Raw genomic sequence first — 15,917 nt, forward strand, 5'->3', positions numbered from 1 at the left:
GGTAGTCGGCACCAGTTACAACTCATCGCAAGATGATAAAGTTAGACTTAGTTAGCTCAGTTTATTTAAGACAGAGTTGAAAGTTTAACAAAAGTTATGCTTCGTTAGCTCAGTCGGTAGAGCAGAGGATTGAAAATCCTCGTGTCCTTGGTTCAATTCCGAGACGAAGCACCATCATTTAAGCCCAGATAAAGAAATTTATCTGGGCTTTTTTGTTTCTAGATTCGGACTGCGTCCTTGGTTCAACTTTTAATTTGAAGCCCAGAGACGAAGTACCACCATTCAAGCCCTAAGTAATTTATTACTTAGGGCTTTTTTGTATTTAAAATCGGACTCCGTCCTTGGTTCACTTTTAATTTGAAGCCCAGAGACGAAGCGCCATCATTCAAGCCACAACTATTCATTTAGTTGTGGCTTTTTTGTTTCTATAACGGACTGCGTCCTTGGTTCAACTTTTATTAAAACCCAAGAGACGAAGCGCCATCATTCAAGCCACAACTATTCATTTAGTTGTGGCTTTTTTGTTTCTACAACGGACTCATCCTTGGTTCAGATTTTGATTAAAACCCAAGAGACGAAGCGGCTTAAACAGTTCAAAAGCTCAAAGCAATTCACCACGAAAGCACGAAGAAAAAGAAGGTTAAAGATTTCCTTCGTGTTCTCTGTGTAACGCAGTGGCTTCGTGGTTATCTTTGTTTTTATCTTTGTTTCTTTTTTATTTGCACAGCAAGCTTAAACAAGTTCAAAAGCAATTCACCACGAAGACACGACGAAAATGAAGGTTAAAGATTTCCTTCGGGTTCTCTGTGTAACGTAGTGGCTTCGTGGTCGAATTTGGTTTTGATAGTCTCATTAAGCCCCTCAAAGCGAAGATGGCAACAAAACTAAGCCACTCCACTCATTGTTGCAATGAGTTAGCCTCTACACCCGCGAGAGCGAATTAGGGCTATCAATAAGCATAACCAATTCCACGGTCTGAAGTGGCATAGTTAATTTCACCAAATAAAAAAGCCCTAAGTACTTTCATACTGAGGGCTTTATTCATTGAATCGACATTGTTTTATCTAATAAACCGAGATTAGCCTTTGCTATTCGCAATACCAAAATGATCCAACACTTTTAACATCGTAACGATATAAGCAATAGCACCAGAGATAAGAACGATGCGATTAATCAAAATGGCATTAAAATCCGCGCCCGCGACCATACTGCTATTAAAGACAACTAGCATTGCGATTAAGGCAGAACTGTAATATTTAGCCGTACTCTTACTCGAGAATATATTACGTGCAAAATACAACGAGGTGGCGAGCAATAACATAAGAAAAAAGTGATACTGCGGTACGGCAACCATCAACCAGTAAAAAACCCATGCGTAAGCACCTCCTAATAGTGTTGATATCATCGAATTTTTACCTGCGTCGATGCCAGCACTTAATTCAGGTTTTAAGATAAATAGTGCGGCAAAAACCATCACTAATAAATAATCAATCAAACCATAACTAATAAAAACAGCCGCCACGGGAAAAGTAACCAAAGTACTTTTTAGGGCAAGTTGAGCTGCAACCTTGGCATATTTTTTTTGAAAACCAGGGGGTGTTGGAAAGGCGCTAAATTGAGGGTCAGGGAAAATAAAGTGCATTAGCCAGATCATCGCAATGGTTAACCAACTTGAGTAAACAAATCCTGCAGAAAACCCAATGGCCAAGCCTTCACTGGTATTCGCTATCATCGGTAATATTAAAATAGCAATCAGGCTCATCAGGGTTAACCAGAATGATCCACCTCGATTGAGGTAATAATAGATATGGAATAATGCCAAGCCTAGCATCAGAATATAAGCGATCGGATACTGTAAAAAGAACAACGAAAACACTAACCCTAAAGCAAACGCCTTTAGGGTATTAAGCATGTTTTTAAGGCTCGCTTGCAAACTAGGTTTAGGGAAAGGTAATGCTAATAACATGCAGCTAAAAATAGGCAGTAAAAATGCAAGTGGCCAGTTAATACCATACGCAAGAGCAGCAGACAATGTAACACCAAATGCAAAACGCATTTGGCGCATACAAGTAACATCTTGTTTGATGCTTTGCCAAAAACCTATTTTTACAACCTTAGTAGACATAGGATAACCAGCTAAGCGCCCTTATCCATAACCAGCCCATACTATTTACGAACCAGTTGTCTCCCGTATACACTTGCACGTCCGCTTGTCCGCCTGCACGTAACGACCCTTTAGGCATGCTAGCGATATCATCAAAAGAGATCATCACAGGGAAACGTTGCGCATCACGTAACCACCCTGTTGTCCCTTCAACCGTATTTAACCCACCAATAGCATCTGGCGTAGATGAATTAACAGCAAAACCAATACTGCTTATTTTTCCGCTATAAATAGTGCCAGGCTGCACATCAAGGGATATCTCAACCGGATTGCCAATTTTTAAATTAGCTAAGTTGTTTTCACGCAGGTTTACTTGTAACCAGATATTACCAAATTCAACAAAAGTCATTACCGGCTGTCCTGCATTCGCATAGAAACCTTCATCAACTTGTAGGTTAGTAATGCCACCAAATGAAGGGGCTAACACTGTGGTACGGCTTAAGTTTAACTGAGCCTGTTTAAGGTTAGCCATCGCGCTACGAATACGTGGGTTTTTATCCCCTTCTGCGCCTAACGCTTGTTTCGCTTTATCTAACCCTGCTTCAGCACTTCGCACTTGTGCTTTACCTTGTTTAATCGCAGCACGGGCTTTATCACCTTCAGACTTTGAGAAAACTTGTTTTTTTTCCATCTCAAATACACGTGCACTTTGTGCTTGAATATGTTCTAGGTTTGTTTCAGCAACCACCAATTGTGCTTGTGCGGTCACCACAGTGGCAACACCCGCACCAATCTCTTGACCAGCAAGTTCTAATGATGACTCAGCCGTTTCAACGGCTAACTCATAATCACTAGCATCAATGCGAAACAACATTTTTCCCGCGTCAACGACTTGGTCTTTTTCGACATCAACATCAACAATACGCCCAGAAACTTGAGGAACAACAGGAATAACATAGCTATGTATGCGCGCTTGATCAGACCACGGTGCATGCCTATCTGCAATCACATACCAAACAAAGACAAAGGCGACCGCTATTAAGACTATTTTAGTAATGCGGCGCACCGGATCCTTCTGCACGGCCACAACCTCTTCCGCTACGTCAGCAACGGAAGATTGTTCTGTTTTTTCATTCTCTTTAGTCATTACTATTCTCGTTTTTAACCAGCTCTTCAGTGCTGGTATTTAACCACTTCATAAACAGCTCATAACCTAATGCCAGTATGATCGCGCCAACAAAAAGTCCGATAATGCCCGACATCATCATGCCGCCAATAGCGCCCAATAAAATAACCAGCATAGGCGTTTCCATACCACGACCTAAAAATATTGGCTTGAGGAAACCATCACTTGCGCTAACAACCAGAGAGTAAATCATGAAGATAACCGCAGGTGTTGTATCTGCGACTGAAAACACATAGGAAATAACAAAACCTAATACTAAAATAGGCGGAAGTTGTGCAATCGCCATGACCAGAATAACTAAAGACCATAAACCCCATGCAGGCACATCCATTATATACATACCTAATGCTGCCAGCGTCGCTTGAATCAATGCCACACCTAATACACCTTGTGCCACACTGCGAATCGTATCGCGCGCAAGATCGGTATATTCTTTACCTGTTTTTGAGTCCGTTAAACGAGAGAATACTTTAATCAAAACCGCATAAGCACTCTCAGCACTGGCGACAAAAACAGCCGAGATGATGATAGAAAGCACAAACTGTAATACCGTCCCGCCGACACCCGCAATAGCCGAAAAGGCGCCTCCAGCAAGACTTTTCATTTGAGGTAAATGTGCGTTTAATGTGTTTTCAAGGTTCTTTGAAGCGCCATTCCAAAATGCATAGGCTTTTTCACCAATTAATGGCCATTCAGCTACATTCTTACTTGGTGGTGGTATTTTTAATGCACCACTCTGATATTGCTCGTTCAGTGCGACTGACGTATCAATCAATGAATTTGAGATCATTGCCGTTGGTGTAATTAACGCAGAAATTGCAATAATTGCATATAACGATGCGGCTAATTTAGCTTTACCGCCTAACACTTTTTTAAAGCGGGTGAACATAGGGTAAATTGCCACAGCAATAATTGCGCCCCACAGTACAGGCATTACAAAGGGAGATAATATTTTCGCACAAAAATAAATAACGACCGCGACTAAACTGAGGCGAATAGTTGCTTCAATTGTGTTTTTTGTAAACTGATGACTTTCCATGATAAATGTCCATATTGATGATGTAATGATTTTCATTCTAGTTACTAACATATTGAATTGATATTCTATTTACATGATTAACTCAAAAGCGATAACCTAACACTGTATTTAACTGACTTAGCCCTTCTTGCTAACAATGCACTGCTGCTCTATGAGCAGTCTGCTGAGGAAAAATCCTTGATTAATGGCTTCTCAATGGCGTTCACAGTGACAGCCCATTAAAAATGGTTATCGAAACAGATTAAAAAACAGTAAACTAGATGCTCAATTATTATCAGTGAGGTAAAAGATGCACGCGTTACTTTCAAGGAAAAATGTGACTGAAAAGGATAACTTTTCGTATCTTTTATTTAGCCTGTTTTTTTTATTATTATCGAGCGCATTGGTTGACCAATTTTTGGCGCACTCTTTAATCGGACAATCCTTGGTTATTGCACTTACTGTCATTAGCATGTCAATTGGTGTGTGGAGTTTACGATCCAGCCGTTATGCATTTAATACCGCATTAGGTTTAGTCGTCGCTACGATTGTTATCAGCGCAATAGTGATATTATTAGACAAAGCAGAACTCGAATTTATCCATCTGTTATTAATGCTCTACTTTTTTATCATCACCCTCAGGCTAGCCTCTCAACAGGTATTATTTGCAGGTAAAGTCACGCGTAATAGCATTGTGGGCTCTATCTGTATCTTTTTATTACTCGGCCTTATTTGGGTAATGTTATATATCTTACTTACCGAGTTTACTCCCAATGCATTTGCAGGGCTTGAAGCAGGCTCATGGCAACAAAATTTCCCCGATTTTATCTACTTCAGCTTTGTAACCCTAACGACATTAGGCTTCGGAGACTTACTTCCAATTAGTCCCTTGGCACGTTTTCTTGTTTATATTGAAGCAATCGTTGGCGTGTTTTATATGGCGATTGTTGTTTCAAGTTTAGTCAGCGCCGGCTTGGCCAATGCACAAGAAAAAAATAGTTAATTATGTTTTATGAAGGTAGTGAAAAACGCTTAGAGATAACATCAACATTAAACTTACTTGAATTTGATGAGGATTTTTGGCAAGAAATGGTTAAGCAAGCAGGTGCTTTTATTATTTCTAAAATTGAAAATGAACAGATCAAAGCATTCTTACTGTCTGAGTCCAGCCTATTTGTGTGGAAAAATCGCTTATTGCTGATCACCTGTGGTGAAACACATTTATTGCAGGCTGCGCTATTTTTTCAAAAGGCCGTACAACGTCAGGAAATAACCTCTTTGTTATTTCAACGCCATCAAGCGCATTATCCAGAACGTCAAAAAAGCAGTTTTCAGCAAGACAGTTTACAGCTACAAAATAAATTAAAGGGTAATAGCCAGCATTGGTCTAAGGGTTATTGCGGTGATATTTTTCTGTTTGGTAATAACCAACAAGCTAACCCGACCAAAAACATATTTATGTTACATGAGCTAGGTAGTGTATTTTTTGAAGAGTTGCAGAAAGGTAAAGTAGATACATCGAGAGTCGCCAAGCAATTAAAGCTGACAAGCTATTTTAACGGTTTTAGCATCGACCAATACAGTTTTGAGCCTAAAGGGTATTCCCTGAATGCGATCGATGGAGAGCGCTATTTCACGCTACATATTACCCCAGAAAAACTCAGTAGTTACATTAGCTTTGAATCTAACTTATCGGCCCATGAGGTGAGTGTATTTCAGCAGCATCTTAGTGTTCTATTTCAGCCCCAACGCGCTTACCTGATGTTATTTAATGCGACAAAACAAAAGTTAAATATTGAAACAAGACAAGTAACTACTCAGGCCGTTGCCATTTAAGCCTAGTTCATCGTTGAAAAATACTCATTTAAACCATTAAACTGCGCTTTTTTGCCTTGAACTAGGCATAAATGGCTTATCCCTGAGCATTTACAGTTTATTTTTATAAAAACAACTCAAATTCGAAGGAGTGCTGAGTAGTTACCAACACAAGTCATAAAGGGAGTTATTGAAGCTTCCCCCCCCTACAACTAACTAATAAACCAATTACGGTTTCAGTATAAATACAGTTTCAACGCGGTCGTTAATCGTTATTGCTTTAGGCTGTACTGTTAATGACTCATTACTGTCCATTGCCATTGCGCGCATCATAACGGGTCTAGCCTGACTATTTTGATAGTTAATTGAATAAACCTTACCTAACTTCGCATCATATAGTTTAGCCAAATCACCCGCTTTTTGTTTACTGTCTAATACGGCCATTTCACGTACTTTCCCCTGCCATTGCTCAGGTGTTTGTAAACCGTATTGTAATGGTGAAATTGATTCTACCTTAGCGTTTAACAAAGCATCGATGAACTGATTCGCTTCGTTAACATCCGTTAAACGATAACTTAACTCGTGCGTTACACGCACACCTAACAAAATACGTTTATTCTTTTGGTAATCATATTCAGGGCGTGTTGATTGGCTAATGCTCTCTACTTTCTCAGTATCAAACCCTGCTTTTTTTAAATTCTTTAATAAATCAGCGACCTTTTTATCAACCTCTTGCTTAGCCATCTCAGCATGTTTATTAGTGGCACTTGGCTGAAATTGAATAATAACTTGATCTGCTTTTACTTCCATTGAAGCACTGCCCGTCACTGAGATGTAAGGGTCATCTGGAAAAGAACCTGCCATCGCCGAAAATGAAGAGATTGAAAATAGTGCCAATAATAAATAACGCATATGCTTTCCTTAATAAAGTAGTGACGGTAAGACCAACAGGGTAATAAACAGTTCATATTCTCAATAAAAAAATAGTATTTCAATCATTTAATTTCCTGCTTATTAAAAATTTAGTTTAAATAAAAACAACAGAAGCAAATGATAACCATTTGCATTTGAAAAATATCAATGTATATTATCACTAAATTCATTCACCCACTGAGTCTTAATAATGCAAACATTTGAAAAACAACTTAATCGATTTAAAACGGAAGTCGGCTTTATCGCCGCACTGGATCAAAGTGGTGGCAGCACACCAACTGCACTTAAAACCTACGGTGTAAATGAAGACGCTTACAATACTGACGAAGAGATGTTTGATTTAGTACATAAGATGCGCTCTCGCATTATCACTAGCTCAGCGTTTGATGGCGAACGTGTATTAGGTGCGATTTTATTTGAAAACACCTTAGACCGTGAAATCGAAGGAAAGCCCTCTTCTCAATATTTATGGCAAGAAAAAAATGTTGTGCCATTACTAAAAGTAGATAAAGGCTTAGAAGATGAAGTTAATGGCGTGCAACTCATGAAGGCAATTCCTGGTTTAGATGTTTTGCTTAAAAAAGCCAAAGCCAAGGATGTGTTTGGCACAAAAATGCGTTCAGTCGTTAAACTAGCAAACGCTGCGGGTATCGCACAATTAGTAGATCAGCAATTTGAAGTAGCAAAACAAATTTGTGCAGCGGGTCTAGTCCCTATTATCGAGCCAGAAGTCGATATTAATAGCCCAGAAAAAGCAGCGGCAGAAGTCTTATTGAAAGCAGAGATATTAAAACAGTTAGCGCTATTAAGCAGCGATGAATTGGTTATGCTGAAGCTGTCATTACCAGAAGTGGCTAACTTCTATCAGCAATGTATTGGTCACGCTAATGTGGTTAAAGTAGTTGCTCTATCAGGAGGTTTCCCTATTGATGAAGCTAACCGCCGATTACGTGAAAATAACGGAATTATTGCTAGTTTCTCGCGTGTTTTGACCGATAACTTATTTGCTGAGCAAGCAGACAATGACTTTGATGCCGCATTATCAGCGACAATCGAGCCAATTTATATCGCTTCGAAAACTTAATACGTAAAAAACAGGCAAAAAAAAGCCAGCAATTAAGCTGGCTCTATTTACTTATAACGTAACCCAATAAGGGGTTAAATTATAGTACGTTGATTGCGTTTAAGTCAGCAAATGCTTTCTCAAGACGTTCAACCATAGACGTTTGACCAGCACGTAACCATACACGTGGATCGTAGTATTTCTTGTTTGGAGCGTCAGTACCCGTTGGGTTACCGATTTGACCTTGTAAGAAATCACGGTTAGCAGCTTCATAAGTACGGATACCGTCCCAACAAGCCCACTGTGTATCTGTATCGATGTTCATTTTGATAACACCGTAACCGATAGACTCTTGAATTTCAGCTTCTGAAGAACCAGAACCACCGTGGAATACGAAGTCTAGTGCGTTAGCAGCAATACCGTGCTTTTCAGAAACGAATTTTTGAGAATCACGTAAAATTGTAGGAGTAAGTTTAACGTTACCAGGCTTGTATACACCGTGTACGTTACCAAAAGAAGCAGCGATAGTGAAACGAGGGCTGATTTTTGATAATTCAATGTATGCGTAATCAACTTCAGACGGTTGAGTGTAAAGTAAAGACTCATCCATATCAGAGTTATCAACGCCGTCTTCTTCGCCACCAGTACAACCTAGTTCGATTTCTAGTGTCATGCCCATTTTAGCCATGCGTGCTAGATATTTACCACAGATTTCGATGTTCTCTTCTAAAGGCTCTTCAGAAAGATCGATCATGTGTGAAGAGAAAAGAGGTGCGCCAGTTTCTGCAAAGTGAGCTTCAGATGCAGTTAGTAGTCCGTCAATCCAAGGAAGTAGTTTCTTAGCAGCGTGGTCAGTATGTAGAATTACTGGAACACCGTAAGCAGCAGCCATAGCATGAACGTGCTTAGCACCAGAAACAGCACCAAGAATAGCAGCTTCGTGACCTTCAAGTTTAAGACCTTTACCTGCGTTAAATGCCGCGCCACCGTTAGAGAACTGAATGACAACTGGAGCTTGTGCTTTCGCAGCAGCTTCAAGTACAGCATTGATTGAATCAGAACCTACAACGTTTACCGCTGGAAGTGCAAATTTATGTTCTTTTGCAACTGCAAATACTTTTTGTAGATCATCGCCAGTGATAACACCAGGTTTTACAACGTCTAAAATCTTAGTCATGATATATTTCCTATCTATTTTAGTTAAATTAAAAATCTGTTTAATTTCGCGCGCTATTTTACACAAAAGTGCGACAAAAAACACGCATAAAAAAAGCGAGGGGTTAACTCGCTTTTAAAATGATTGATTAATCGTTTGCACGTGACTCTAACATTGTCACTGCAGGTAACGCTTTGCCTTCAACAAACTCAAGGAATGCGCCGCCACCAGTAGAGATGTAAGAAACATCAGCAGCAATGTTGAATTTATCGATTGCAGCCAGTGTATCACCACCACCCGCAACAGAGAAGCCAGCTGATTCAGCGATTGCTTTAGAGATACCTTCAGTACCTGCTTGGAAGTTTTTAAACTCAAATACGCCAACAGGACCATTCCAAAGGATTGTTTTTGCACCTTTGATGATATCAGCCAATACTTTAGTTGAATCAGGACCTAAATCGAAGATCATGTCGTCATCTTGAACGTCAGCAACATTTTTGATGACTGCTTCTGCGTTTTCATCAAATGCTTTTGCACAAGCAACATCAGTTGCTACTGGAATTGCACATTCAACCATTAATTTTTTAGCTGTTTCAACTAAGTCTTTTTCGTAGAGTGATTTACCTACGTTATGACCTTGTGCCGCGATGAATGTGTTTGCAATACCACCACCAACAACTAATTGGTCTGCAATTTTAGAAAGAGATTCTAAAACTGTTAATTTAGTAGATACTTTAGAACCACCAACGATAGCAACTAAAGGTCGAGCAGGGTTATCCATTGCTTTACCTAGCGCTTCAAGTTCAGCAGCAAGTAAAGGACCCGCACATGCAACAGGAGCATAAACACCAGCACCGTTTGTAGAAGATTGTGCACGATGAGCTGTACCAAATGCATCCATTACGTAAACGTCACATAATGCTGCTAGTTGCTTAGAAAGACCTTCTTCGTTTTTCTTTTCGCCTTTATTAAAACGAACGTTCTCAAGAACAACAACTTCACCGGCGTTTAATTCTAAACCGTTTAGGTAATCAGTTGCTAAACGTACTGGTACGTCTAATGCTTCGTTAAGGTAATCAACAACAGGTTGTAGAGAGAATGCTGCGTTTTCTTCAGCAGAAGCACCTTCAGTAGGACGACCTAAGTGAGAAGTAATCATTAATTTAGCGCCTTTTTCTAGGGCTAATTTAATTGTTGGGATAGAAGCACGGATACGCGCATCAGAAGTTACTTTACCATTTTTGATTGGCACGTTTAAATCTTGACGGATAAATACGCGTTTGCCTGCTAAATCTAGATCAACCATTTTCTTTACTGACATGATGTGTCCTTATTTAAATTTAAAACTATAAAATTCTGATTTGCGCCAGTTTACTTTACCTGGGCTTGCCATTAATGCTTCCAACTACAACATTTCCTCGTTGCATTTGTGTTTCAGCGAGCATTATAGACGAAAGTTTTTGTTACATCGATCACAATGGGTACTAATTTACCTTTTTAATAGGGGGGGAGGGTTTGATTTACATCATTTTCTGTAACTTTTTTTCAAAATGAGTAAAAAAAGAACATATATATATTTATTAAAAAAAAGCGAATAACATAAAAAAGAACCAATGAGGCTAGAAAATACGAGGCTTAAGGTGATAAATGGTTAAAATAGAATAAATTTATTTGATAGTGATTCTCAATAAAAAGTAAAAGGTGAACTAAAAAGTTCGTTATTTAAAAACAATTTCAGTCAATTAGCCTATTATTACCCAATATAAACCCCTCAGATTCGAGAAAATATTCGGCTTTACGAATTCCTTATTAAAAAAAAACTGGTTACTCTTCTATATTATCGCCTTTACTGGCTTGATCACTTTCAGTAGCGCGACCTATTTAAAATATAACGAACTAGAGAACAGTTTAAAAAACGAACAGCGCTATGTGACTCAGTTGTTTAATTCTCATATCTCCTCCGCTTTCTTCCAGTTCGATACTATGTTGGGTTTAATCAGTTACGAATATTTTTTTAAGGACGACTTAAAAATAGACGTGATTGGTAAAATTTTATTGAGTAACCCATTATTGTTAGGTGTCGCGTTATTTAATGTCGATGGCAGCCTTAAACACTCAAGTCGTAACCTTAATTCCATCAATTTTCCTAATTTACGAACCAATAAAAAAACAGGTCAGTGGTTTGAAAAAACCTTAAATCAAGCACAAATGACCATTGGTCGTCCCTACTATCTTCCAGCATTAAAAAAATGGGTGATTCCGGTTCGAAAACGAGTCACCAATATCCAAGGACAAGTTGTTGGTGTTATTACTTCTGGATTAGATCTAAAGACCTTGCTAGTGCAATGGGACGGAAGCAAAAATAGTAAGCGTATTTTACAGGCCACATTAGATCGTAGTTTTTACCCTGTTTTACGTACTATGACACCACAAATAGACTATAGAGAAACCTATAGCACAGCAATAACACCTGAATTAATAAAAGACTTAAAAATACAACTTGCGCTACAAAAAATCACCCTGGAAGAGTTACGAAAATCAGGTGGCATAATACAATTACGCACCGGACAAGAACGTGGTAGGTATGCCTCAATATTATTTAATAGGAAATTGGATGTCTGGATTAGCGCCACTGAAGCCAACTCTACGCTAAAAGAAAAAATGATTTCACAAACCATTATCTATGGCACTTTTTACTTACTCTTTTTAGTGATTATTTTCTTTCTCTTTAAATGGATAGTACGCATTGAAAAAACAAAAATTGCAGTACTCACCTACCGAGCAGAACACGATTTATTAACCGGCTTGTATAATCGCAGTATATTAAAAATATAAAAAATTAAAATATCATCAAAAAAATTGCTCATTTTCTTTGCTCTATATCGATTTAGATCACTTTAAAGGCATCAATGATAGTTACGGTTACAGTCACGGCGACGCCAGTTTGTGCAGCTCAATTTCTTTGAAGCATTGGTTGATTGCTTAGCCTGTTATAAATCACCTTATTTAGAGATTACCATTGAGATAACAGAAAGCTTGTTTATAGAAAATATTGAACGCTTATTGCCTATTTTTCAAAAAATGAAAGATGAAAAAATTTCGCTTTCTTTAGATGATTTTGGCACCGGCTACTCTTCATTAAGCATGTTAAGAAACGTGCCTATTGATGAATTAAAAATAGATAAAAGTTTTGTGGATCATATCGCCAATAATAAAAATGATTGTGCGATGGTTTCAAGCATTATTACTATGGGTAAAAACTTAGGCATGACGGTATTAGCCGAAGGCGTTGAGAATAAGGAGCAAGCAACGATATTACAAGAGGCAGGGTGTGACCTCTACCAAGGATATTATTTCTCAAAACCGTTAAACTTAACAGACTTAGAAAAATATATAGATACTCTTTAAATGGACTCAAGATTGTTGACGCTCGCTCATGTATCCCCTGAATAAAAACATATGGGCTCTTTTTTATCTTATTATCATCATTGGAAGCGGGCTTTTAGCGGCCGCTGTTTACAATAAATATAATGAGATATTAAACGAAACAAAAAACGATCAAATCTATCTTAACCATGTATTTTACAATACGTTAGATTCGCTGTTTGCTCAGCAAGAGGTGATTCAAAATTTAATTGCCGATGAATACCTGCATCAACAACATTTTGCCAGTAACTCCCTTGATGTCGCCCTTAAACAAAATCACCTTTCTGCGGGTATCTGGATATTCTCTCCCCAAGGCGATCTATTAGTCACCAGCTCTAATCTTAAAGGGCAACAAATCACCAACCTGCTTAATCACCGTAATACACGAACTTGGTTTCGAGAAACCATTAATAGCTCAAAAATGGTCATTGGACGTGCCTATTTCCTAACAAGTTTGAATCGTTGGATATTACCTCTGCGTAAAAAAATCGTTAATAGCGAGGGGGAAATCATTGCCGTTATCTCTACTGGGCTTGATTTAGCGGTACTACAAAGTGAGTGGCAAAAAAACAACCCGCACACTATTGAAGCAACATTAGAAAATGGTAACTATCGCATTTTGCGTAACAATTTAACTATGTCGCAATTTGAACGCTTTTATAACCATGCGCCACCTGAAAATGAATTATTAAAAAATCAATATAACAGTCAACAAGACAAGACTAATTTTCTGCAAACCTTTTTTTCACAAGGCCAAGATGAACATCTTTATACGCTGACTTACAATGAAAATTATCACTTTTGGGTGAGTGCCTCACTGCCCTTTGAACACGTAAAACAACGTTTATACTCGCACTCCTTTTTCTATTCTATTTTTTATCTATTACTGATCAGCATTGGTTATATTCTGTTTCGTTGGATAGTCAAAGTCGAAAATTCTAAGATTAATGAATTAACCTACAAAGCAGAGCACGATACCTTAACTGGCCTGCCTAATCGCACCGTAATCAAAAGTCACTTTAAACGCCTTCAGGCTAAAGAAGGGGCCCATTTTTCGCTTTTATATGTCGATTTAGATAACTTTAAGAATATTAACGATACCTTTGGCCACAGTTACGGTGATGCCATTTTGATTGAGGCCAGCCAACGTATCACGAACAGTTTGGCACTTCATAGTGGTTTGGTCGCTCGTTATAGTGGCGATGAATTTGTTATATTTTTAGACGTCGCGGATCGTGAGAGCGTTGAAAATTATGCTAAACGCCTATTAGAAAGCATTGCCCTACCCTATTTGATTAACCAAAATGCATTTCGCATCAGCTCATCAATTGGTATCGCCTGTTTTCCCGATGATGCCTCACATATTGAAACGTTACTGAGTTATGCCGATAACAGCATGACCATGGCAAAAAAGAAACGTAACCAATACCTGTTTTTTTCTAAGCATGTCCATCATCAATTAATGCGCAATATCGAGATAGAACAAGCACTGCATCATGCCATTGAAAATGATGAAATCAACTTGGTTTATCAACCACAAATGGATAGAGATAATAAACTCTTTGGCGTTGAAGCCTTAGTACGTTGGCATAGTAAAAAACTGGGTTTTATCGCACCGGATCAATTTATCCCCGTTGCAGAAGAGACAGGTTTAATGCCTAAGTTGGGGTTATATATCATGCATAAAGCGATGCAGGAAATAGATGACTTACAACAACAAAACAACCTTTCATTTAAACTATCGATTAATGTTTCCGTGCGTCAATTTATTCAAATAGATTTTATAGAAAAGCTAATGGATGCCTGTAAAAACTTCACCAGTGGCCAGATAGATATCACTATCGAGATAACCGAAAGCCTGTTTATTGAAAGCGTGGACAGCCTGCTCCCGCTATTCTATAAAATGAAAGCGCATCATATTAGTATCTCATTGGATGATTTTGGCACCGGTTATTCTTCGTTAAGTATGCTGCGAAAAATCCCTATTGATGAGCTAAAAATCGACAAAAGTTTTGTGGATAATATTAGTATTGATAAAAATGATAAAGCGATGGTCAATAGCATTATTAGCATGGGTAAAAACTTAGGTATGACGGTCTTAGCCGAAGGGGTTGAAACAAAAGAACAAGCGAGTATTTTATCTGATGCCGGCTGTGACCTTTATCAGGGTTATTATTTCTCCAAACCCCTTTCACTCGATGCGTTAATCACATTTGCCAAGCAACATTAGCCTGAGTATTTGCATTCACTTTATTACCTAACTCAATAAAATGTTCGATATAAGCAACATTTTGATCTTCTTTTTTAAGCACCGCATATAAGGTTTTAAATACCCCCTGCTTGCCCAGTCGTAATTTACTGACCTTATATTGCGCAGCATAACTGTCCGCCAACCACTCAGGTAAGACACACACACCACGTTGATGAGCAACCATTTGCAACATGATAGCGACAGACTCTATCTGTTTGTGCATCTTAGGCTCTATATTCTCAGGCCATAAAAACTGATTAAAAATATCTAAACGCTGTTTTTCAATCGGAAATGTAAATAACACTTGGTTCTGTAACTGCGTGGCAAATACCTCTGATTGCGCCGCTAAGGGATGCTCATTAGCCACTAATAATACTTGTTCATATTCAAATAATGGCACATTTAATAAACGTTCATGCTCACTTACATCCGGGGTGATCAATAGATCAACATGATGATGTACAAGCCCCTCTAAACCAGAAAATTGAAACTGTCGGATGATATCAACATCAATGTTTGGCCTGTCAGTTAGAAAATGCGCCACCACATTAGTGAGCCATTCATGGCAAGGGAAACACTCAACACCAATGCGTAATAATCCTTGCTGTCCCTCCCCCATCGCCTTGAGCGACTGTTCTGTTTGTAATAATGTTGGTATGACCTGATGTGCTGTTTTTAATAACAACTGGCCTGCGGGTGTTAACCGTAACCGTCGTCCACAGCGTTGCCATAATTTCACGTTCAACTTTTTTTCAAGATGACGTATTTGATGCGACAGCGCAGATTGTGTTAAAAAAAGGGCATCAGCAGCCTGCGTTAATGTGCCTTTTTCATCGAGGGCAATCATTATTTTAAGATGTAGTGGTTCAATCATTATGAGCACCTCTCATGGTTAACCTATTAATCATCATTATTATTCATGTTTCATTGTAAATATAATCGCCATTCACTTCAACTAACAGATG

At 38.5% G+C, this 15,917-nt stretch carries 14 protein-coding genes and 1 tRNA gene; 8 read left to right on the forward strand and 7 right to left on the reverse strand.

The features are described from left to right. Nucleotides 1–98: 98 nt before the first annotated feature. A tRNA-Phe gene (locus tag CXF74_RS01895) sits at nucleotides 99–174 on the forward strand. Nucleotides 175–1,078: 904 nt separating this feature from the next. Here the strand turns inward: CXF74_RS01895 and CXF74_RS01900 are convergent. The 3 genes from CXF74_RS01900 to CXF74_RS01910 are packed head-to-tail and all read right to left on the reverse strand — an operon-like array spanning nucleotide 1,079 to nucleotide 4,365. Beyond that, nucleotides 1,079–2,125: a DUF2955 domain-containing protein gene (locus tag CXF74_RS01900; RefSeq protein WP_232772411.1), complete on the reverse strand. Its 1,047-nt coding sequence runs from the start codon at nucleotides 2,123–2,125 to the stop codon at nucleotides 1,079–1,081. Then, nucleotides 2,115–3,251: an HlyD family secretion protein gene (locus CXF74_RS01905; RefSeq protein ID WP_101080710.1), complete on the reverse strand. Its 1,137-nt coding sequence runs from the start codon at nucleotides 3,249–3,251 to the stop codon at nucleotides 2,115–2,117. The genes CXF74_RS01900 and CXF74_RS01905 overlap by 11 nt, the downstream gene beginning before the upstream one ends. Next, nucleotides 3,244–4,365, reverse strand: a complete 1,122-nt coding sequence (locus tag CXF74_RS01910) for an AI-2E family transporter (protein ID WP_157822308.1) — start codon at nucleotides 4,363–4,365, stop codon at nucleotides 3,244–3,246. The genes CXF74_RS01905 and CXF74_RS01910 overlap by 8 nt, the downstream gene beginning before the upstream one ends. A 280-nt stretch (nucleotides 4,366–4,645) precedes the next feature. Here CXF74_RS01910 and CXF74_RS01915 point away from each other — a divergent pair, with 280 nt between their 5' ends. Together CXF74_RS01915 and CXF74_RS01920 are read left to right on the forward strand one after the other, a co-directional pair. Further along, entirely contained in the window at nucleotides 4,646–5,311 is a 666-nt protein-coding gene (locus CXF74_RS01915; protein ID WP_157822309.1) for a potassium channel family protein, read from the forward strand. A 2-nt stretch (nucleotides 5,312–5,313) separates the two neighbouring features. Then, nucleotides 5,314–6,144 carry an S-adenosylmethionine decarboxylase gene (locus CXF74_RS01920; RefSeq protein WP_101080713.1) on the forward strand — a complete coding sequence of 277 codons (831 nt, stop codon included), beginning with the start codon at nucleotides 5,314–5,316 and terminating at the stop codon, nucleotides 6,142–6,144. Nucleotides 6,145–6,351: 207 nt separating this feature from the next. Here CXF74_RS01920 and CXF74_RS01925 read toward each other — a convergent pair whose 3' ends face one another. Continuing rightward, a complete protein-coding gene (locus CXF74_RS01925) occupies nucleotides 6,352–7,035 on the reverse strand; it encodes an SIMPL domain-containing protein (RefSeq protein ID WP_101080714.1) in 684 nt (227 codons plus the stop codon). A gap of 211 nt (nucleotides 7,036–7,246) precedes the next feature. Between CXF74_RS01925 and CXF74_RS01930 the strand changes: the two genes are divergently transcribed. Further along, nucleotides 7,247–8,140: a fructose bisphosphate aldolase gene (locus CXF74_RS01930; RefSeq protein WP_101080715.1), complete on the forward strand. Its 894-nt coding sequence runs from the start codon at nucleotides 7,247–7,249 to the stop codon at nucleotides 8,138–8,140. 79 nt (nucleotides 8,141–8,219) lie between these two features. Here CXF74_RS01930 and fbaA read toward each other — a convergent pair whose 3' ends face one another. Then, a complete protein-coding gene (gene fbaA / locus CXF74_RS01935) occupies nucleotides 8,220–9,296 on the reverse strand; it encodes a class II fructose-bisphosphate aldolase (RefSeq protein WP_101080716.1) in 1,077 nt (358 codons plus the stop codon). A 127-nt stretch (nucleotides 9,297–9,423) separates the two neighbouring features. Next, on the reverse strand, nucleotides 9,424–10,596 hold the full coding sequence (locus CXF74_RS01940) for a phosphoglycerate kinase (RefSeq protein ID WP_101080717.1): 1,173 nt from the start codon (nucleotides 10,594–10,596) through the stop codon (nucleotides 9,424–9,426). 617 nt (nucleotides 10,597–11,213) lie between these two features. Here CXF74_RS01940 and CXF74_RS01945 point away from each other — a divergent pair. The 4 genes from CXF74_RS01945 to CXF74_RS01960 all read left to right on the forward strand — a co-directional run bounded on the left by CXF74_RS01945 (nucleotide 11,214) and on the right by CXF74_RS01960 (nucleotide 14,931). After that, nucleotides 11,214–12,110 carry a PDC sensor domain-containing protein gene (locus CXF74_RS01945; protein ID WP_157822310.1) on the forward strand — a complete coding sequence of 299 codons (897 nt, stop codon included), beginning with the start codon at nucleotides 11,214–11,216 and terminating at the stop codon, nucleotides 12,108–12,110. 37 nt (nucleotides 12,111–12,147) lie between these two features. Further along, a complete protein-coding gene (locus tag CXF74_RS23055) occupies nucleotides 12,148–12,261 on the forward strand; it encodes a diguanylate cyclase domain-containing protein (RefSeq protein ID WP_198552747.1) in 114 nt (37 codons plus the stop codon). Then, nucleotides 12,222–12,683 carry an EAL domain-containing protein gene (locus tag CXF74_RS01955; RefSeq protein WP_101080719.1) on the forward strand — a complete coding sequence of 154 codons (462 nt, stop codon included), beginning with the start codon at nucleotides 12,222–12,224 and terminating at the stop codon, nucleotides 12,681–12,683. The genes CXF74_RS23055 and CXF74_RS01955 overlap by 40 nt, the downstream gene beginning before the upstream one ends. A gap of 211 nt (nucleotides 12,684–12,894) precedes the next feature. Next, nucleotides 12,895–14,931, forward strand: coding sequence for a bifunctional diguanylate cyclase/phosphodiesterase (locus tag CXF74_RS01960; protein ID WP_198552748.1), 2,037 nt, complete (start codon nucleotides 12,895–12,897; stop codon nucleotides 14,929–14,931). Here the strand turns inward: CXF74_RS01960 and CXF74_RS01965 are convergent. Then, nucleotides 14,909–15,826 carry a LysR family transcriptional regulator gene (locus tag CXF74_RS01965; RefSeq protein ID WP_101080721.1) on the reverse strand — a complete coding sequence of 306 codons (918 nt, stop codon included), beginning with the start codon at nucleotides 15,824–15,826 and terminating at the stop codon, nucleotides 14,909–14,911. The two genes, CXF74_RS01960 and CXF74_RS01965, sit on opposite strands and share 23 nt — an antisense overlap. Between the last annotated feature and the right edge of the window lie 91 nt (nucleotides 15,827–15,917).

This window comes from Psychromonas sp. Urea-02u-13, assembly GCF_002835995.1.
In the GTDB taxonomy this organism is placed as follows: domain Bacteria; phylum Pseudomonadota; class Gammaproteobacteria; order Enterobacterales; family Psychromonadaceae; genus Psychromonas.

Excerpts from the sequence above, each read along its gene's own strand:
- CXF74_RS01900 (WP_232772411.1), bottom strand. The coding sequence starts at position 2,125 with ATGTCTACTAAGGTTGTAAAAATAGGTTTTTGGCAAAGCATCAAACAA.
- CXF74_RS01905 (WP_101080710.1), bottom strand. The coding sequence starts at position 3,251 with ATGACTAAAGAGAATGAAAAAACAGAACAATCTTCCGTTGCTGACGTA.
- CXF74_RS01910 (WP_157822308.1), bottom strand. The coding sequence starts at position 4,365 with ATGAAAATCATTACATCATCAATATGGACATTTATCATGGAAAGTCAT.
- CXF74_RS01920 (WP_101080713.1), top strand. The coding sequence starts at position 5,314 with ATGTTTTATGAAGGTAGTGAAAAACGCTTAGAGATAACATCAACATTA.
- CXF74_RS01925 (WP_101080714.1), bottom strand. The coding sequence starts at position 7,035 with ATGCGTTATTTATTATTGGCACTATTTTCAATCTCTTCATTTTCGGCG.
- CXF74_RS01930 (WP_101080715.1), top strand. The coding sequence starts at position 7,247 with ATGCAAACATTTGAAAAACAACTTAATCGATTTAAAACGGAAGTCGGC.
- fbaA (WP_101080716.1), bottom strand. The coding sequence starts at position 9,296 with ATGACTAAGATTTTAGACGTTGTAAAACCTGGTGTTATCACTGGCGAT.
- CXF74_RS01940 (WP_101080717.1), bottom strand. The coding sequence starts at position 10,596 with ATGTCAGTAAAGAAAATGGTTGATCTAGATTTAGCAGGCAAACGCGTA.
- CXF74_RS01965 (WP_101080721.1), bottom strand. The coding sequence starts at position 15,826 with ATGATTGAACCACTACATCTTAAAATAATGATTGCCCTCGATGAAAAA.